Origin of the sequence: Streptomyces bicolor (genome assembly GCF_000719285.1) — a bacterium.
In the GTDB taxonomy this organism is placed as follows: Bacteria; Actinomycetota; Actinomycetes; order Streptomycetales; family Streptomycetaceae; genus Streptomyces; species Streptomyces bicolor.
Genome location: NZ_JOFS01000004.1, coordinates 170,043 through 188,194, shown reverse-complemented (window position 1 = coordinate 188,194; position 18,152 = coordinate 170,043). Strand labels below are relative to the sequence as shown.

Genomic DNA, 18,152 nt, shown 5'->3' with positions numbered 1-18,152 from the left:
CAAAAAGGACTTCCGTACGAATAGGGTGTACGGGCCGACAGCCATTTCCAGCCTCAGTTCCAGCCCCGGGAGAACCGTGCCCCGCAGCCGCCCCACGCGCGTCGTAGCGCGCGGTGCCCTTGTCGCACTGCTGCTGTCGGCAGCCACGGCCTGCGGTGACGCCGGGGGACTCCAGGGCGCGGGCCCGACCGAGACCGCGGTGAGCCCGGACAAGCTGTGGCCGCAGCTGACGCCGGCGTCCAGCCCCGCCTATGTCATCGGCGAGGTGAACAGGGAGGTCGTGAAGGGCGTCACCGTCCCCGGGGGCGACATCCTCGACGTGGACCCGCTGGACGTCGTCCGCAAGGAGATGGCGGAGAGCCCTCAGACCTACCAAGGTGACGACGCGACGTACGGCCGGACCGGCCGCCTGATGGCCGAGTGCGGCAAGGGCGCCGGACGCGGCAGATGCCCGGTGCTCCAGCCCTACTACCGGGACCTGACCGGCGACGGGCGCCCCGAGCTGACTCTGGGCTTCCGGCTGATGCCCGGCAACACGACCGCGGTCCGCGTCTACACCGTCGACAAGCGCAGGCTCGTCCAGCTGATGGAGTGGGACGACGCCATCAGCGCCGTAGAGCTGGCCGGACGGTCGGTGATCATCCGCTCGCCGTCGGAGGTCGCCGGGTACGAGTACCGGCTGCAGTGGACGTGGGACGCCGACCAGAAGGCGATGCTGCTCACCCACGACGAGATGCTGCGCACCGGTTCGCACAAGAAGACGCCGCGCCCGTCGCCGTCACGCTCGTCGTCTCCGTCCGGGGCCTCTCCCTCTGCGAGCACCCCATGAGGCTCGCGCTCCCCCAGTGGGCCGGCACGCTCGCCGTGAAGGCCGCCGTCTTCATCACGGTGATGTGCTGTGCGCTCGCCGCGCTGCTCGGCGTCCTCGTGCACGTCTCGGTGACGAACCAGACCGTCGGCCAGGCCCGCGACCGCGCGCTGTCCCGGCTGGCGGAAGCGACCGCGAAGTTCGAGGCCGGGGACACCCTCGGGCCGGACGCCCGGCTCGATCCGCCGGGGCTGCCCCAGGCGCTGCGGGACCTGGCGCTGGCCGGGGACCGGGGCACGATGGTCGCCGATCACGGGGGGCGCCCCATGATGTGGGCGGCGGGCCCGGTCGACGGCGAGCGGGCACTCGCCGTCGGGATCGACTACTCGCAGCAGGCCCGCACCATCGACGGCCTGGACCGGGCGATCCTGTGGTCGTCCGGGCTGGCGATCGGGGCGACGCTGCTGGTGGGCGCGTTCGCGGTGACACGGGTGACACGACGGCTGCACGCCACGGCCCAGGTGGCCCGGCGGATCAGCGGGGGTGACCTGGACGCGCGGGTCGACGATCCCCGTACGAAGGAGCCGCATCGGCCGCAGGACGAGGTGGCCGCGGTCGCCGCCGCGCTGGACTCCATGGCGTCGTCGCTGCAGAGCAAGCTGCTGTCCGAGCAGCGGTTCACGGCGGACGTGGCGCATGAGCTGCGGACGCCGCTCACCGGGCTGCACGCGGCGGCCGAACTGCTGCCGCCGGGGCGGCCGACGGAGCTGGTGCGGGACCGGGTGGCCGCGTTGCGGACCCTGACCGAGGACCTGCTGGAGATCTCGCGGCTGGACACCGGGCGTGAGCGGGTGGAGCTGGACACCGAGCCGGTCGCCGCGCTGGCCGAGCGGGTGGTTCGGGCGTCCGGGACCGAGACCGAGGTCGTCGTCGTGCGGGACCTGGTGGTGGAGACCGATCGGCGGCGGCTGGAGCGGGTGCTGGGGAACCTGGTGGCCAATGCGCACAAGCACGGGCGGGGGCCCGTGCTTGTGACGGTGGACGGGCCGGTGGTCACCGTGCGGGATCACGGGGTGGGCTATCCGGAGTACCTCGTCGCGCACGGGCCGCAGCGGTTTCGTACGGAGGGCGGGTCCAAGGGGCATGGGCTGGGGCTGACCATCGCGCTGGGGCAGGCGGAGGTACTTGGTGCGCGGCTGGCCTTCGCCAATGCGGCGGATGGTGGGGCCGTCGCGACGCTGACGCTGCGCTAGCAGAACCGAGCAGTTCCCCGCGCCGCGCTGGTGCTGAGCCACAAGACACACAAGAGGGACTAATTGGGTAAGTTCCGGACATGACCAAGGCCGGAACCACCCTGGTGGCAGCGGACGCGCCCGCTCCCGCCGCACCTCTCCCCCGGCGCCGTGGCATCGAACTGGCCCTCATCGTCGTGGCCGTCCTGCTCTCCGTGTACGGCTACTGCGCGGTCGGCCTCGCCAGACACGGCACCGTCCCGCCCGGCGCCGCCGGTTACGGCGCCGGGCTCGGTGTGCTCGCGCTGGTCGCGCATCTGGCGGTGCGGCTGCGCGCCCCCTGCGCCGACCCGCTGCTGCTGCCGATCGGAGTGCTGCTCAACGGCCTCGGCCTGGTCCTGATCTACCGGCTCGACCTGGAGACACCGGACGACCTGGCGGCGCCCACCCAACTCGTGTGGTCCACGCTGGGGGTGGCGCTGTTCATCATGGTCGTCCTCATGCTGCGCGACCATCGCGTACTCCAGCGCTACGCCTACGTCTGTGTCGTGGCCGCCCTCGTGCTGCTCACCCTGCCTATCTTCTTCCCGTCCGTGAACGGCGCCCGCATCTGGATCCGGATCGCCGGATTCTCCATCCAGCCCGGCGAGTTCGCGAAGGTGCTGCTCGCGGTGTTCTTCGCGGCGTATCTGGCCGCCAACCGCAATGCGCTGGCGTACACGGGCCGTCGGGTCCTGGGGGTCGAGCGGCTGCAGCTGCCGACCGGGCGCGTTCTCGGTCCGATCGTCGCGATCTGGCTGCTGAGCGTCGGGGTGCTGATCCTCGAACGGGATCTGGGCACCTCGCTGTTGTTCTTCGGGCTGTTCGTGGTCCTGCTGTACGTCGCGACCGGACGGACCGGCTGGATCGCGCTCGGCCTGCTGCTGGCGGCGGTCGGTGCGGTGGCGGTCGGGCAGTTGGAGCCGCATGTGCACAGCAGGGTCGAGGACTGGCAGCACCCGTTCGCGTCGATCGAGGCGGGCGAGGGCCCCAACCAGCTGTCCCAGTCGCTGTTCGCCTTCGCGGCGGGCGGCATGTCCGGCACGGGACTGGGCCTCGGCCACTCGATCCTGATCGGCTTCGCGGCCAAGTCGGACTTCATCCTGGCGACGGCCGGGGAGGAACTGGGCCTGGCGGGCCTGTCCGCCATCTTCCTCCTCTACGGCCTGCTGGTGGAGCGCGGCTATCGCGCGGGCCTCGCCCTGCGCGACCCCTTCGGCCGGCTGCTCGCGGTGGGGCTGGCCTCGATCGTGGCGCTCCAGGTGTTCGTGATCGCGGGCGGTGTGACGGGTCTGATCCCGCTGACCGGCATGGCGATGCCGTTCCTGGCGCAGGGCGGCTCGTCGGTGGTGACCAACTGGGCGATCGTGGCGCTGCTGATCCGGGTGAGCGACAAGGCGCGCAGCCGGTTCGGCGTGCCCAAGGACGAGGAGGCGGCCGTAGCGGAGGGACACGACGACCGTGCGGAGGCGAGCCGATGACCCGGCACATCCGGCACGCCGCCTTCTTCTGCGCCCTGCTGCTGGCCGCGCTGCTCGTGAACGCCGCCCGCATCCAGGTCGTCGAGGCGCCGTCCTACGACGACAACATCGCCAACCGCCGCACCTCCATCTCCCGCTACGGCCAGCCGCGCGGCGACATCCTGGTCGGCGGCGAGCCGATCACCGGGTCCCACGACACCGGCGAGCCCCTCCGCTACGAGCGGACGTACACGAACGGCCCGATGTACGCCCCCGTCACCGGCTACGCCTCGCAGGTGTACGGCACGACCCTCCTGGAGCACGCCGAGGACGGCGTCCTGTCGGGCACGGACCCGCTGCTGTCGCCGTTCCCGCTGTGGAAGGGGACCGCCCGCGACCGCAACCCCGGCGGCGACGTCCTCACCACCCTGCACCCGGGCGCGCAGGAGGCGGCGTACGAAGGGCTGGACGGCCGCAAGGGCGCGGTCGCGGCCGTGGAGCCGGCCACCGGGCGGATCCTGGCCCTGGTGTCCGCGCCGTCGTACGACCCGTCCGTGCTGTCCGGGAACGGCTCGGCGGTGCCCCGGTCCTGGAAGTCGCTGAACCGCGATCCGGACCGGCCGATGCTCAACCGGGCGGTGCGCAAGACGTATCCGCCGGGTTCGACCTTCAAGGTGGTGACCGCGGCGGCGGCCCTGGACGCGGGCGTGGTCGAGGACCTCGACAAGCCGACCGACTCCCCGGATCCGTACCGTCTGCCGGGTACCAGGACCTCGCTGACGAACGCGGGCGGCGGCTGCCGGGACGTTTCGCTGCGCAAGGCGTTCGAGTGGTCGTGCAACACGGTGTTCGCCAAGCTGGGAACCAAGGTGGGGGTGGAACGGATGGCGGCGACGGCGGAGGCCTTCGGCTTCAACGACGCGGACGTGCGGATCCCGTTCTCGGTCTCGGAGAGCACCTTCGACACCAAGGTGGACCGGGCGCAGCTCGCCCTGTCGTCGATCGGTCAGTACAACACGCGGGCCACCCCGCTGCAGATGGCGATGGTCGCGGCGGCGGTGGCGAACGGAGGCAAGGTGCGCCCGCCGTATCTGGTGGAGCGCACGACCCGGGCGAGCGGCGCGACGGTGTCGACCGCCGGATCGCGCCCCGCACGGCAGGCGATGCACCCCTCGACCGCCGTACTCCTGAAGGAGCTGATGGTCGACGTCGTACGGGAAGGCACCGGCTCGGGCGCCTGGATCCCCGGCGCGACGGTCGGCGGCAAGACCGGCACGGCCCAGCACGGCCTCGGCAACTCCGGGACGCCGTACGCCTGGTTCGTCTCCTGGGCGCAGGGCGGCCGCGACCTGGAGCCCAAGGTCGCGGTCGCCGTGGTGGTGGAGGACGCGGACGCGGACCGGGGCGAGATCAGCGGCGGCGGGGACGCGGCGCCGATCGCGCGGGCCGTGATGGAGGCGGTGCTGAAGAAGTCACCCTCGGACGGCGGCCGTTGACGTCTGCTCCTGGATCAGGGTGGCGGGCAGGGCGACGTACGCCGTGACGCCCGTGCCCTGGGTGGGGCGCAGCTCGACATGGGCGCCGAGGCGGGCGGCGAGGGCGCCGACGACGTGGTGACCCAGGAACCTGGTCGGGGCGGTGTGCAGGGAGGCGCCCTTCCCCGACAGGACTCCATTGGACTCGGCCATGCGCTCCGCCGTCATCCCGATCCCCCGGTCGACGACGGCCAGGCAGTACTCGGCGCCGTCCCGCCAGCCGTAGACCTCCACGGGCTGCTTGGGCGGGCTGAACATCAGCGCGTTCTCCACCAACTCGGCCAGTAGGTGGGACAGTTCGGCGACGCAGTGGCCGCGGACGCCGCACTGCTGGATGTCGACGACCGCCACCCGCCGGTACTGCTCGACCTCCGACACCGCCGACCGCACGACGTCGGCGACCAAGACCGTGCCCTTCCAGGACCGGGCCGGCGACTCCTCGCCGGCGAGCACCAGCAGCGACTCGGCGTTGCGCCGCATCCGCGTGGCCAGGTGGTCGAGTTCGAAGAGCTCGGCGAGGGCGTCCGGGTCGAGCTCCTGGCTCTCCAGGGTGGTGATCAGACCGAGCTGCCGGTTGAGCAGGCTCTGGTTGCGGCGGCCGAGGCTGGCCAGGGACTCGGTGCTGGTGCGGCGCAGGACGGCCTGCTGGGCGGCGAGCCCGACGGCGGTGTCCTCCACGTTGCGCAGGGCGGCGGCCAGTCGGCTGATCTCCCGTGCGCCGCCCGGAAGTTCGCGCCGTTCCGACGCCCCGTCCTCGGCGGGCGGGAGGTCGGGGTCGGCCTCCTGGATCCGCCGTACGGCCTCGGGCAGCCGCTTCCCCGCGACGGCGTCCGCCTCGTCGGCGAGGGCGCCTAGGGGCCGGGTGATGGAGCGGGCCGAGAACACGGCGAGCGCGACGGCCACGCCGAGGATCAGCGCCCCGAGGGCGAGGAAGCCGCCGAGCTGCCGGGTGGCGGCGGAACCGGCGTCGGCGGCACGCGCCCGCACATCGTCCCCGACGGCCCGCTGTACGGCGTGCAGGTCATCGACGAGGGTCGTCATGTCGGCCCACCAGCGAGCGGGGGCCACGGCGAGGCGGGACCCGTCGGCCCCTCGCTCGGCACGCGCCTCGTACCCGGCGACCCGACGCGCGGCGGCCGTACCGAAGGCGTCGTCGAGCGCGGATTCCTCGGCCTTCCCCGCGAGCTGCCGGAACTGACCGAGAGCGGCCACCCGCGTGGCCCGGACCTCCGTGAAGTCGAGGTACTCCCCGGACCGGAACCGCCCGGCCGCGAACACCCCGTTGAGGGAACCGCGTTCGAGGGCGACGGCCTCCGTCGCCCGGGCAAGCGCCTGCAGCGCCTGCACGCCCTGGGCGATACGCCGGTCACCGTCCGGGGCGCCGGCCGACTCGGCGTCGACGAGTGCGGTGACGGCCTTGGTGTACGTCCGCAGGGTGGCGGCGCGGTCGGCGGTACCGGCGTCGACGTCCCCGCGGGTCGCGGTGAGGGCGGCGAGGGGAACGTCGGCGGCCCGCAGGGCGGAGACCGCGGCGTCGGGCAGCGCCCCGCCCTCCTCGTCGAGCGCGGCGCGCAAGGCGTCCCGAGCCTCATCGGTACGACCGCGCTGGGCGACGACATCATCGCGGTACCCGTCCTCACCCCCCAACAGCCCGTTGGTCAGCCCACGTTCCCGCTGCACCTCCCGGACGAGCCCCTGCGCCCGCAGCAGCACCCCGACATGTGCCTCGGTTCCCCGGGCGGTGGACCAGTCGGCGGCCCGGTCGGCGACGCCGAGCCCGATGAGGGCGAGCAGCAGACAGGTCGGCACGGCCAGCACGATGGCCATACGGCCACGGATGGAGCTCCAGCCGGGAAGCGCGGCCGGGCGGCGGACGGTCGGGCGAAGGGTGGTCAGTACATTCCCCGTCATGCCCGTCGACGCTACGGGCAGGCCGGTCAGGGCGGGATTTCCCGCCCGTAAGACGGCGGTACACAGGTACTCACGCACCGGCCGTCCCGGCTGTGAAAGAGGGACATGTGCCCACGTACTGAGACGCACTCTGGTCCTGCGACCCCGCCCCGACCTACCGTTCGGTCCATGACGACCTCAACCACCCCGGAAGCCGCCTACGAACTCGCCCAGGTCAACATCGCCCGCCTCAAGGCCCCGCTGGATTCCCCGCAGTTGAAGGATTTCGTCGACAACCTCGAGCCCGTGAACGCCGACGCCGAGGCCGCCGACGGTTTCGTCTGGCGGCTGCAGGACGATTCCGGCGACGCGACGAACGTACCCGTCTTCGGCGACTCCTGGCTGATCATCAACCTGACGATGTGGCGCGACACGAACGCCCTGACCGCGTACATGTACCAGGGCCGCCACCGCGAGATGCTGGCCCGCCGCCGCGAGTGGTTCGAGCGCGTGCAGGAGGCGATGACGGCCCTGTGGTGGGTCCCGGCGGGCCACCGCCCCACGGTCGCGGAGGCCGAGTCCCGCCTCCTGCACCTCCGCACGAACGGCCCGACCCCCTACGCCTTCACCCTGCGCACGTCCTTCCCGCCGCAGGGGGCGGAGCCGGTGCTGGGGGAGGTGCCGGAGGGGCTGGGCTGCTCGGTGCGGTAAGGACCGTCTCAGTCCTCACCGCCCGCCTCGATCGCCCCCTCCACCTCCGCCACCCGCTCCCGCTCCTCCACCGCGAACCGCTCGGCATCCAGCCGCTCCGCGATCTCCTCGTCCTGAGCCATCAGCAGGTCCAGATTCAAGTCGCCCATCTCGAACACACCCATGTCGACATAGGCCTGCTGGAGCCGCTTGCCCCACAACCCGATGTCCTTGACGCAGGGGACGATGCGGGAGAACAGCAACCGGCGGAACAGGGCGAGGAACTCGGACTGCTCGCTGAACTCGTCGGCCTCGGCGGCCGGGATGCCGAAGTTCTTCAGCACCTCCACGCCCCGAAGACGGTCGCGCATCAGATAGCAGCCCTCGATGACGAACTCCTCGCGCTCACGGAGTTCGGCGTCGGTGAGCTGCCGGTAGTAGTCCCGCAGCGCCATCCGCCCGAAGGCCACGTGCCGGGCCTCGTCCTGCATGACGTACGCGAGGATCTGCTTGGGCAGCGGCTTGTCGGTCGTGTCGCGGATCATGCCGAACGCCGCCAGCGCCAGCCCCTCGATCAGCACCTGCATGCCCAGATACGGCATGTCCCACCGGCTGTCCCGCAGCGTGTCGCCCAGCAGGGCCTGCAGGTTGTCGTTGATCGGGTACAGCATCCCGATCTTCTCGTGCAGGAAGCGCCCGTAGATCTCCGCGTGCCGCGCCTCATCCATCACCTGCGTCGCCGAGTAGAACTTCGCGTCGAGGTCGGGCACGGACTCGACGATCCGTGCGGCGCACACCATCGCGCCCTGCTCGCCGTGCAGGAACTGGCTGAACTGCCAGGAGGCGTAGTGCCGCCGCAACTCCCCCTTGTCCTTCTCGCTCAGCTTGGCCCAGTACTTGGTGCCGTACAGGGACATGGATTCGTCAGGGGTGCCGAGGGGGTCGTACGGATCGACCTCGATCCCCCAGTCGATGCGCTTCTGCCCGTCCCACTGCTTGTCCTTGCCCTTCTGGTACAGGGCCAGCAGCCGGTCGCGCCCGTCGTCGTACTCCCAGCTGAAACGTGCCGAGCCGGTCGCCGGCACCTGCCAGAGAGGTTCTCCCGGATCCGTGGCGTACAGGTCGTAAGTCGGCATGTCCCGCAGGCTCACACGTAGTAGACGCGGGGTCAACGACTCTTGCGCAAGGGATTGACGAGCTTGCTGACAGGCAGTCTCATAAGCTTATGACGACGCTGACGGACGCCGATGCGCTCGCGGGCCTCCGCGACGCGCTCGGCCTGCTCAAGGACCGGGAGCAGGTGGCCCAGCGGCTGCTCGACTCCTCCGCCAAGCACTCCTTCGACCCGGACAAGGAGCTGGACTGGGACGCGCCCTTCGAGGAGGGCAAGTGGTTCTGGCCCCCGGAACTGGTCTCGCTCTACGACACCCCCATCTGGAAGCGGATGAGCGAGGAACAGCGCATCCTCCTCTCCCAGCACGAGGCCGCGGCCCTCGCCTCGCTCGGCATATGGTTCGAGATCATCCTCATGCAGCTCCTGGTCCGCCACATCTACGACAAGGCGGCGACAAGCGCACACGTCCGCTACGCACTCACCGAGATCGAGGACGAGTGCCGCCACTCCAAGATGTTCGCCCGCCTGATCTCCCACGGCGGCACCCCCTGGTACCCCGTGAGCCGAGCGCACCAGAACCTGGGCCGCCTCTTCAAAACGATCTCCACCACCCCCGGCTCCTTCACGGCGACCCTGCTCGGCGAGGAGGTCCTCGACTGGATGCAGCGGCTGACGTTCCCGGACGAGCGTGTGCAGCCCCTGATCCGAGGCGTGACACGGATCCATGTCGTGGAGGAGGCCCGCCACGTCCGCTACGCCCGCGAGGAGCTGCGCCGCCAGATGGTGACGGCGCCGAAGTGGTCCCAGGAATTCACCCGGGTCACCTCCGGTGAGTTCGCCCGGGTGTTCTCCGTCGCCTTCGTGAATCCCGAGGTGTACACGAACGTGGGCCTGGACAAGCGGGAGGCGATGGCCCAGGTGAAGGCGAGCGGTCATCGCCGGGAGGTCATGCAGACGGGGGCGAAGAGGCTGACGGACTTCCTGGATGACATCGGGGTGCTGCGCGGGGTGGGGCGGCGGTTGTGGAGGTCGTCGGGATTGCTGGCGTAAGTGGGGGCTGAGCTCGAAGGCCGGGACGCTCGCCCGCGCTGGCGGGGTGCCGCCCTCTTTGGGTCGGGAGCCGCCCCAGCGGCACGACTGCCCGCAGCCAAGCCAACCAAGGGGCGCGGGGCTGTGTCGATATGCGGCTCCGCCGCGTGGGCGCGACCAGCCACGACGAGCCCACAGCCGCCAAATCCCCGCACCCCCCACGGCGACTAGGCTTCATCCCATGTCCGCCGCCCCCGCTTACCGCCGCCTCAGCGTCGAGGAGCGCCGCACCCAGCTCCTCGACGCCGCCCTCACCCTCTTCGCGCACCGCGCCCCCGAGGACGTCTCCCTGGACGACGTGGCGGAGGCGGCCGGAGTGTCACGGCCCCTGGTGTACCGGTACTTCCCGGGCGGCAAGCAGCAGCTGTACGAGGCTGCCCTGAGGTCGGCCGCCGAAGAACTCCAGCACTGCTTCGACGAGCCCCGCGAGGGCCCCCTCCTCCCCCGCCTCTCCCGTGCCCTCGACCGCTACCTCACCTTCGTCGACGAGCACGACACCGGCTTCAGCGCACTGCTCCAGGGCGGCAGCGTCGTGGAGACGTCCCGCACGACGGCCATCGTCGACGGGGTACGCCGCGCCGCCGCCGAGCACATCCTCAGCCACCTGGAGGTCACCGACCCCGGCCTCCGCCTCCGTATGACCGTACGGATGTGGATCACCGCGGTCGAGGCGGCCTCCCTCATCTGGCTCGACGAGGGCAAGCAGCCACCGGTGGAGGAACTGCGGGACTGGCTCGTGGAACAGTTCGTCGCCGTGCTCTCGGTCACCGCCTCCCGGGATCCACAGACCGCCGCGCTGGCCGAGAAGCTCGCGGCGGATGGCTGACACTGGTGCCGTGAAGAGCGAAGACACCCCCTTCGAGGGCGGCCCCATGGACGGCCGCGTCCTGCCCGTACTCCTGGGCATCACGGGCCACCCGCCCAAGACGTACCGCATCCCCGTCCCCGACCCGCACGGCGGCCCGCCCACGGTCCTGGTCTACCGCCGCGTAGCGCGCACTCCCGGCACCCGCACGGGCCTGACCCGGCGCTGGAAGTACGAGTACGCCCCCGAAGGGCAGCAGACCCGCCGACTGAACTGGCCGTGGTCCAAGCCGGATGCCACGCCGCGAGGCAAGCCGGACGACTCCGACGGGTGACCGGATTACGCCGATCCGCGCACACTTGGCACACAAACCCGGCGAGCGCGTCTAAAGCTCTCGGTGCGGAGCAGAAAGCCTCTCCGCACCGGAGGTGATGACGTGTCAGGAAGGCTTCGCCGCCTGGCGTGTACGGCGGCCGCGGCGACGACGGCGGCCGGCACGCTCCTCGCGCCGACCCACGCGACGGCCGCCCCCGAGCCACGAGAGCCCCGCGCGACGGCTACCCGAGAACCACGAGAACCCCACGCGACGGCCGCCGCGGAACCTCAAGGTCGCACGGTGACAGCGCTCCTGACGGACCTTCAACGCCTCTACCGCGAGGCCGAGCGGGCCACGGAGACCTACAACGCTACCGAGGAGGAGCTCGAGCGAAAGCGCGCCGAGGCCACCCGCCTGGACACCGCCCTGTCCCGAGCCCGCCTCGCCCTGCACGCCAGCCGGGGCGCCGCGGGCCGCCTGGCCCGTCAGCAGTACCAGAACAGCACGGACATCTCCCCGTACGTAAGCCTGCTCCTGGCCCGCGACCCGCAGCACGCCCTGGACCAGGGCCACGTCATCCGCCAGCTGGCACGCGAGCGAGCCGAGACGGTCGGCCGGCTGACCGGCACGGAGCGCAAGGCCGACGAGCTGGCCCGCAAGGCCCGCAAGGCCCTGGACGATCAACTCGCCCTCGCCGAACGCCGGAAGAAGAACAAGGACGCCGTGCACAAGCGCCTGAAGGAGGTCGAGGAGCTGCTGGCCTCCCTCACCGCCGAGCAGCTCGGCGCACTGGCCGAACTGGAGAGGAAGGACACCGCGCAGTCCCAGAGGGCCCTCCTGGCATCGGGCGCCCTCGCCCGGGACGACCACAAGCCGTCCCCCGAGAGCGCCCGAGCGATCCGCTACGCCAAGCGACAGCTCGGCAAGCCCTACCAGTGGGGCGCGGAAGGCCCCAGGTCCTACGACTGCTCAGGCCTGACGTCCAAGGCCTGGGCCCACGCGGGGACCCGCATCCCCCGCACCAGCCAGGAGCAGTGGGCGCAGCTCACCCGCGTCCCCCTGACGAAGCTGCGCCCCGGCGACCTGGTCATCTACTTCCCGGACGCCACACACGTGGCCCTGTACCTCGGCAAGGGCCGGGTGGTCGAGGCCCCGCGCCCCGGCGAGAAGATCAAGATCTCCGAGATCGCGTCGAACCCGGTACTGGGAGCCGTACGCCCCCGGGTCAGGCCCCAGAAACCTCAGCGAGATAAGCCGCGGTCTTCTCCGGCTCATAGAAGTAGTTCTCGAAGTCGGCCGGGTCATTGAACCCGTTGGCGAACCGGTCGGCGACGGGCGGCAGCTGCCCCGCCGCGCCGATGAGGCCCAGGATGTGCTCCGGCGGCGGCGCCAGCATCGCGTTCGTCCACTTGGTGACGTGCTGCGCGGTGGCCCAGTACCGGTCGAAGGTGCTCCGCATCCACGCCTCGTCGAACTCCTTGTCCCCGTGTTCGAGGATCGAGGCGAGGTACGCGGCGGCGCACTTGGACGCGGAGTTCGACCCCTGGCCGGTGATCGGGTCGTTCGCCACGACCACGTCCGCCACGCCCAGTACGAGCCCGCCACCGGGGAGCCGCCCGACCGGGTTGCGCACGGTCGGCGCGTACCGCCCGCTCAGCACACCTCCGGCGTCCGTGAGCTCGACCTTCGTCGCCCGCTCGTACTCCCACGGGGTGTACCGCTCCATGAGCTCCAGGGTCAGGGAGAGGTGCTCCGCCGGGTCCTGCACGCCGTCGAAGACATCGAGCGGCCCGCCGGGTATGCCCTCCCAGAACAGGATGTCGGCCCGCCCGGAGGTGGTCAGGCACGGCATGACGAACAGCTCGCCGATGCCGGGGACGAGGTTGCAGCGGACCGCCTCGGTGTCCGGGTGCTCGGGGCGCGGGCCCAGGCCGTGGACGTACGACACGGCCAGCGCGCGCTGCGGCTCGCTGTACGGGGACCGCTCCGGGTCCCGGCCGAACATCTGGACCAGCTCGCCCTTGCCCGCCGAGACCATCACCAGGTCGTAGGTGCGGGAGAAGTAGTCGAGGTCGCCGACCGCCGCGCCGTGGATGACCAGCTGTCCGCCGCGCTGTGCGAACGTCTCCATCCAGCCGGCCATCTTCACCCGCTGGTCGACGGACTGCGCGAACCCGTCGAGGTGCCCCAGCCAGTCGATCGCGCGGGCCGCGGGACCCTCGCCCCAGGAGCCGGGGGCCGCCACCGAGACGCCGAGTCCCTCGATCTTCGGGGCCTGGGACTCCCAGAAGTTCAGCTGGAGATCGCGCTCGTACTGCAGCGCCGTGTCGAACATGCACTGCGTGGACATGACCCGGCCGGAGCGGATCTCGTCCGCCGTCCGGTTGGACATCAGGGTGACCTCGTACCCGTGCGACTGGAGTCCGAGGGCGAGCTGGAGTCCGGACTGGCCGGCTCCGACGACGAGTATCTTCCGCATCCGGGGCTGTTCTCCTACTCGGGGATCTACTCGGGGGTTTCGTCCAGCGCGTGGCCGACGAGGGACAGCAGGGTCTCGATCACCGAGATCCGGCGCCGGGCATCCATGATCATTACGGGTATGCGCGCGGGGATCGTCAACGCTTCCCGCACGTCCTCCGGTTCGAACAGCTCGCTGCCGTCGAAGTGGTTGACCGCGACGACGTACGGCAGGCCGCAGCTCTCGAAGTAGTCCAGCGCGGGGAAGCAGTCCTTCAGGCGCCGGGTGTCGGCCAGGACGACCGCGCCGATCGCGCCGCGCACCAGGTCGTCCCACATGAACCAGAACCGCTGCTGGCCCGGCGTGCCGAACAGGTAGAGCACCAGGTCGTCGTCGAGCGTGATGCGGCCGAAGTCCATGGCCACGGTGGTGGTCAGCTTGCCCGGCGTCGAGGTGAGGTCGTCGGTCTCCTCGCTCGCCTCGGTCATCAGCGCCTCGGTCTGCAGGGGCGTGATCTCCGAGACGGCGGTGACCAGCGTGGTCTTGCCGACGCCGAAGCCGCCGGCCACGACTATCTTCGTGGCGATCGGGGCTCGGGTGCGGTCCGTCTGCCAGGGCTGTTCGGGCCCCTCTTCGTCGAGGAGCGGGGAGACACCGCGAGCGGCGTCAGAGACGACGGAGTCCACTCAGCACCCTTTCCAGCAGAGCGCGGTCCGGCCGGCCCGTGCCATGACCGGTTCCGGTGCCGTACACACGGATCCTTCCCTGGTCCGCGAGGTCGCTCAGGAGCACGCGGACCACGCCGAGCGGCATCTTCAGCAGCGCGGCGATCTCGGCCACCGTGCGCATACGGCGGCACAGTTCGACGATGGCCCGCATCTCCGGCATGACCCGGGTGGTGAGGGAACCTTTCGTCAGTTTCTTGCGCTCCTCGGGCGTCTCCAGCGCGGCCGTGCTGCCGACCAACGTCTCGACGAGCAGGACGTGGCCGAAGCGGGTACGGCCGCCGGTGAGCGAGTAGGGGCGTACGCGGGCGGGTTTGCGCTCGCCGCCGCGGACGGGGAGCTGGGGCCGGTTCTTCGGGGCGTTGCTCATCGGGTACTCCCTGCCGACGCGGTCTCGAGGGATTTCCGTAGCTCGCTGCGCAGTTCGGGGGTGAGGACATGGCCGGCGCGGCCGACGAAGAGCGCCATGTGGTAGGCCACCACGCTCATGTCGCATTCGGCGGAGCCGTGCACCCCGAGCAGCGAGCCGTCGCTGATGGACATCACGAACAGGCTGCCCTCGTCCATCGCGACCATCGTGTGCTTCACCCCGCCGAACTGCATCAGCTTGGCGGCGCCGATGGTGAGGCTGCCGATGCCGGAGACGATGGTGGCGAGGTCGGCGGAGGAGCCGCGGGGGCCGGTGGGCTTGTCGTTCCTCGCCTCCCGGGCCTCTTCGTTGCGGGCGTGGTCCGAGGAGAGCAGGAGCAGGCCGTCGGAGGAGACCACGGCGACCGACTGGATGCCCGGCACCTCCTCGACCAGATTCGTCAACAACCAGTGCAGGTTGCGGGCTTCACTGCTCAGTCCGAAGGTACTGGGCGCGGTCAACTGCTTGCCTCCTCGACTGTGCCCCCCGTGGCTGCTTCGGATTCACTGCTGGGTGTCTTGTTCTGGCCGGTCTGTTCGGCGATCTCCGCCTCTACGTCGCGGTAGCCGGCCTCCGCGCCCTTGCGGAAGCCGCCGAGCCTTCTGCGGAGGGCTTCGGCGTCGACGCCGCCGGTCCGCTGTCGCGGGGCCTGGGCGGGTGCGGTGATCTTCGGGGTGCGCTTGGGGAGGCCCTTGTCGGTCACCTGCTCCTCGGGTTCCTCCCCCTCGTCCCGAGCACGCTCATGCGTGTCCGGGCCGATGGCGTAGGGGTCGGTCGCCCGAGCCTGCTCTGTCTCCGTCTCCTCGGAGGGCGCCGCGGCCTGCTCCGGGATCAGGAGCTCCATGGTGGTCTCGGCAGGAGTCTCCGGTTCCGATACGTCCTTGTCGGCTACGTCGTCGTCGGCTACGTCCTTTTCGGCGTCGCCCGTCTCGCGTACGGCCTTCTCCGCCAGCGCCACCAACGGGTCGCCGTCCTTCGAGCGGCCGCGCAGGACGTTGGAGTTGGCCTCCGCGTCGGCGCCGGGCAGCGAGAAGGCGTGGGTGCCGGTGCGGTGCGGGGCGTCGGCGGGGACCGCGGCCGCGGGGGCCGCCGCGAGCAGGCCCTTCGGCAGGACCGCGACCGCCGCGATGCCGCCGCTCTTCTGCTCCCGGAGCTGGACCCGGACGCCGTGGCGGTGGGCGAGGCGGGCGACGACGTACAGGCCGAGGCCCAGGCCGTCGTCGCCCTCCTGGTCGTAGGAGATCTCGGGGTCGAAGTCGGCGAGCCGGGAGTTGAGGCGCGTCAGGCGCTCGCCGGTCATGCCGATGCCCTCGTCCTGGACGGAGAGCATGACCTCGCCGTTCTCCAGCAGCCAGCCGGAGATCTCGACGGGCAGGTCGGGCGGGGAGAACGAGGTGGCGTTCTCCATCAGCTCGGCCAGGAGGTGGGAGAGGTCGTCGGCGGCGAACCCTGCCACGTGCGCGTGCGGCGGCAGCGCGGCTATGCGGACGCGCTCGTACCGCTCGATCTCGCTGACGGCCGCGCGGACGACGTCGACGAGCGGGACGGGCCCGGCGTGCTGCTGGACGTGCTCGGTGCCGGCCAGGACGAGGAGGTTCTCGCTGTGCCGGCGCATGACCGTGGCGAAGTGGTCGAGCTTGAAGAGCGTGGCGAGCCGGTCGGGGTCCTGCTCGCGCTCCTCCAGGCCCTCGATGACGGCGAGTTGGCGCTCGACGAGGCCGAGGGTGCGCAGGGCGAGGTTCACGAAGGTGGCGCCGATGGTGTCCCGCAGGCGCTCCAGCTGGGCCGCGGACTCGGCGAGTTCGGTGCGCAGCTCCTCGCGGGCGTCGGCCATCTTCTGCCGCTGGCCGACGAGGTGCTTGCGATCGGACTCCAGCGTGGTGATGCGCTCGTGGAGGGCGACGGCGTGCGCGTGCAAGGCGTTGACGGAGTTGACGACCTGGGCGAACTCGTCCTTGCGGCCGGTGAACTTGACGGGCTCCTCGGCCGCCGGGTCCTCTGCCCCGGCGAGCCGCGCGGAGCCGATCCGCAGGACGGCCAGCGGCCGGGTGAGGGAGCGCGCCATGCCGGTGGCGACGCCGACGGCGAGCAGCATCAGGGCGCCGAGGATCGCGATGCGGATCTCCAGCGCGGTGACGTCGTCGTCGCGGAGCTGTTCGAGGTCCTTGGTGCGGCGGTCGTAGAGGGCCGACTCCACGCCGCGCATCAGGTCGACGCGGGAGGAGAGGGCGGCCTCGGCGCGCCGGGTGCTGGTGTTCAGGTCCCGGTCGGAGAGCGTGGCCTGGTCGGTGAGGGAGGCGAGGTACCGGTCGGCGGTGGTGACCTCGGGGCCGGTGACCGTGGAGTCGTAGGAGGTCCGCGCGGACTTGGGGGCGGTCTCGTGGAAGTCGGCGAGTGCGGCGTCGGAGCGCAGGCGGGCCTGCTGGGCGGCGGCGCTGAGCGCGGCGCGCTGCTGGGCGTCGGCGTCCGTGGAGGTCTTCTGCGTGGTGGCGAGGCCGGTGACCGGGTCGATGACGGTCTCGGTGGTGGTCGGCACGCTGAGGGCGGCGAGGAGCAGCCCGCGGGCGGCGGCGGCCTGCTGCACCGCGGAGTCCAGCTCGGCCAGGGCGTACGCGCCGGAGCCCGTGCGGGGCGGCATCTGCTCGGCCAGCCGCTCGGCGAGCCGGTGCAGTTCGGTGATGGTGGCCGAGTAGGCCCGGTGTGCTTCCAGCGCGGTGCTCTGGCCGGTGAGCGCGGCCCGGCGCACGGCCGCGATGCCGTCGAGCTCGTCGTGGAGCGAGGCCGGGGCGTCGGTGTCGGCGCGCAGTTCCTCGACCTGCCGGTCGACGCGGGCGCTGCGCTGCTCGCTGGGCGCCTTCGACTTGGGCCGGCCCGCGGCGATGTACGACGTGACGTCGTCGCGCTCGTCGGCGAGGGAGTGCGCGAGCGTGAGCGCTTCCTCGGTCTGCTCGGCGAGGGTCACCAGTTCCTGGGAGTCGTGCAGTTCCCCGGAGGCGGCGACGACCGACGGGACACCGGCCGCGGCGATGGCGGCGGCCACGACGGCCACGGCGACGATCAGCCGGTTCCGTACGTGGGTCGGGCGCCCCTTGCCGGCGGGTGTGACGTCGGTGGTGGTGCCGGGAGTGGGCTTGGCGCCCCCTGCGGAGGCCGTCTGCTTGCCTGAGCGACGAGGCCGCATCTTCTGCACCGGTGCTCGCATTCCTGACTCGTGTACCCATGGGTCCGGGTGACGCTCCGTCAACTACCGCCGACCTCGCGTGCACCCCTCCCCCAAGCTCGACTTGGTCGAGCAGGGGGTGTCCTCACCGGTCCCCGACCCTCCCAGTGCCGGTGGGCAACGGCCGCGCATCACCTGACCCGCCACCCGAAGGAGTGAACCCCGGAGGGGAGTTGGCGGGCAAGTTTCTCTGGCGCGTGCAGACGCCTTCCGCGGCGGGCCGGTTGGACGTCTGCGGCAGGCGATGGCAGTATTCGCCGCCACGCTTGGAAGGAGCGCTCCATTCCGCCCCAAACCAGGCGCCTGACCTGCGCTGCTGCACCGATTCGGCAACCGATGAGACCCCTTGGCGAACCTTGTGA

Annotated in this window: 16 protein-coding genes; 9 read left to right on the top strand and 7 right to left on the bottom strand. The window is 71.3% G+C overall.

Going from position 1 to position 18,152, the window contains the following annotated elements; all coding sequences use genetic code 11:
* Positions 1 to 76: 76 nt before the first annotated feature.
* From IF78_RS0106070 to IF78_RS44875, 4 genes are all read left to right on the top strand, one after another.
* A complete protein-coding gene (locus tag IF78_RS0106070) occupies positions 77 to 829 on the top strand; it encodes a hypothetical protein (protein ID WP_031479594.1) in 753 nt (250 codons plus the stop codon).
* On the top strand, positions 826 to 2,061 hold the full coding sequence (locus IF78_RS0106065; RefSeq protein ID WP_031479592.1) for a sensor histidine kinase: 1,236 nt from the start codon (positions 826 to 828) through the stop codon (positions 2,059 to 2,061). The genes IF78_RS0106070 and IF78_RS0106065 overlap by 4 nt, the downstream gene beginning before the upstream one ends.
* 80 nt (positions 2,062 to 2,141) lie before the next feature.
* Positions 2,142 to 3,560, top strand: a complete 1,419-nt coding sequence (locus tag IF78_RS0106060) for an FtsW/RodA/SpoVE family cell cycle protein (protein WP_031479590.1) — start codon at positions 2,142 to 2,144, stop codon at positions 3,558 to 3,560.
* On the top strand, positions 3,557 to 5,035 hold the full coding sequence (locus IF78_RS44875; RefSeq protein ID WP_031479588.1) for a penicillin-binding transpeptidase domain-containing protein: 1,479 nt from the start codon (positions 3,557 to 3,559) through the stop codon (positions 5,033 to 5,035). Before IF78_RS0106060 ends, IF78_RS44875 begins: the two co-directional genes overlap by 4 nt.
* Here IF78_RS44875 and IF78_RS0106050 read toward each other — a convergent pair.
* Positions 5,012 to 6,985 (bottom strand): sensor histidine kinase, encoded by a 1,974-nt coding sequence (locus IF78_RS0106050; RefSeq protein ID WP_078662324.1) that lies wholly within the window; start codon positions 6,983 to 6,985, stop codon positions 5,012 to 5,014. The genes IF78_RS44875 and IF78_RS0106050 overlap by 24 nt on opposite strands.
* Before the next feature lie 168 nt (positions 6,986 to 7,153).
* Between IF78_RS0106050 and IF78_RS0106045 the strand changes: the two genes are divergently transcribed.
* The gene (locus tag IF78_RS0106045; protein ID WP_031479584.1) at positions 7,154 to 7,675 is read left to right on the top strand and encodes a DUF3291 domain-containing protein; all 522 of its coding nucleotides are present in this window, start codon (positions 7,154 to 7,156) and stop codon (positions 7,673 to 7,675) included.
* Between the two features lie 8 nt (positions 7,676 to 7,683).
* Here IF78_RS0106045 and IF78_RS0106040 read toward each other — a convergent pair whose 3' ends face one another.
* Positions 7,684 to 8,790: a ferritin-like domain-containing protein gene (locus IF78_RS0106040; RefSeq protein ID WP_031479582.1), complete on the bottom strand. Its 1,107-nt coding sequence runs from the start codon at positions 8,788 to 8,790 to the stop codon at positions 7,684 to 7,686.
* 89 nt (positions 8,791 to 8,879) lie between these two features.
* On the opposite strand from IF78_RS0106040, the gene IF78_RS0106035 reads away from it, so the two are divergent.
* The 4 genes from IF78_RS0106035 (at position 8,880) to IF78_RS0106020 (ending at position 12,286) form a co-directional block, all read left to right on the top strand.
* Positions 8,880 to 9,818 (top strand): AurF N-oxygenase family protein, encoded by a 939-nt coding sequence (locus IF78_RS0106035; protein WP_031479580.1) that lies wholly within the window; start codon positions 8,880 to 8,882, stop codon positions 9,816 to 9,818.
* 220 nt (positions 9,819 to 10,038) lie between these two features.
* Positions 10,039 to 10,683, top strand: a complete 645-nt coding sequence (locus IF78_RS0106030; RefSeq protein ID WP_031479578.1) for a TetR/AcrR family transcriptional regulator — start codon at positions 10,039 to 10,041, stop codon at positions 10,681 to 10,683.
* A gap of 10 nt (positions 10,684 to 10,693) precedes the next feature.
* Positions 10,694 to 10,996, top strand: a complete 303-nt coding sequence (locus IF78_RS0106025) for a hypothetical protein (protein ID WP_031479576.1) — start codon at positions 10,694 to 10,696, stop codon at positions 10,994 to 10,996.
* Positions 10,997 to 11,098: 102 nt separating this feature from the next.
* Positions 11,099 to 12,286, top strand: coding sequence for a C40 family peptidase (locus tag IF78_RS0106020; protein ID WP_031479574.1), 1,188 nt, complete (start codon positions 11,099 to 11,101; stop codon positions 12,284 to 12,286).
* Here IF78_RS0106020 and IF78_RS0106015 read toward each other — a convergent pair.
* Genes IF78_RS0106015 through IF78_RS0105995 form a run of 5 tightly spaced genes read right to left on the bottom strand, consistent with a single transcriptional unit; the run spans position 12,204 to position 17,772 of the window.
* Positions 12,204 to 13,457 carry a styrene monooxygenase/indole monooxygenase family protein gene (locus tag IF78_RS0106015; protein WP_031479572.1) on the bottom strand — a complete coding sequence of 418 codons (1,254 nt, stop codon included), beginning with the start codon at positions 13,455 to 13,457 and terminating at the stop codon, positions 12,204 to 12,206. The two genes, IF78_RS0106020 and IF78_RS0106015, sit on opposite strands and share 83 nt — an antisense overlap.
* A gap of 26 nt (positions 13,458 to 13,483) precedes the next feature.
* Positions 13,484 to 14,122 (bottom strand): GTP-binding protein, encoded by a 639-nt coding sequence (locus tag IF78_RS0106010; RefSeq protein ID WP_031479570.1) that lies wholly within the window; start codon positions 14,120 to 14,122, stop codon positions 13,484 to 13,486.
* On the bottom strand, positions 14,103 to 14,531 hold the full coding sequence (locus tag IF78_RS0106005; protein WP_031479568.1) for a DUF742 domain-containing protein: 429 nt from the start codon (positions 14,529 to 14,531) through the stop codon (positions 14,103 to 14,105). Before IF78_RS0106005 ends, IF78_RS0106010 begins: the two co-directional genes overlap by 20 nt.
* Positions 14,528 to 15,031 (bottom strand): roadblock/LC7 domain-containing protein, encoded by a 504-nt coding sequence (locus IF78_RS0106000; RefSeq protein ID WP_031479566.1) that lies wholly within the window; start codon positions 15,029 to 15,031, stop codon positions 14,528 to 14,530. Before IF78_RS0106000 ends, IF78_RS0106005 begins: the two co-directional genes overlap by 4 nt.
* Positions 15,028 to 17,772, bottom strand: a complete 2,745-nt coding sequence (locus tag IF78_RS0105995; protein WP_078662323.1) for a sensor histidine kinase — start codon at positions 17,770 to 17,772, stop codon at positions 15,028 to 15,030. Before IF78_RS0105995 ends, IF78_RS0106000 begins: the two co-directional genes overlap by 4 nt.
* Positions 17,773 to 18,152: the final 380 nt, after the last annotated feature.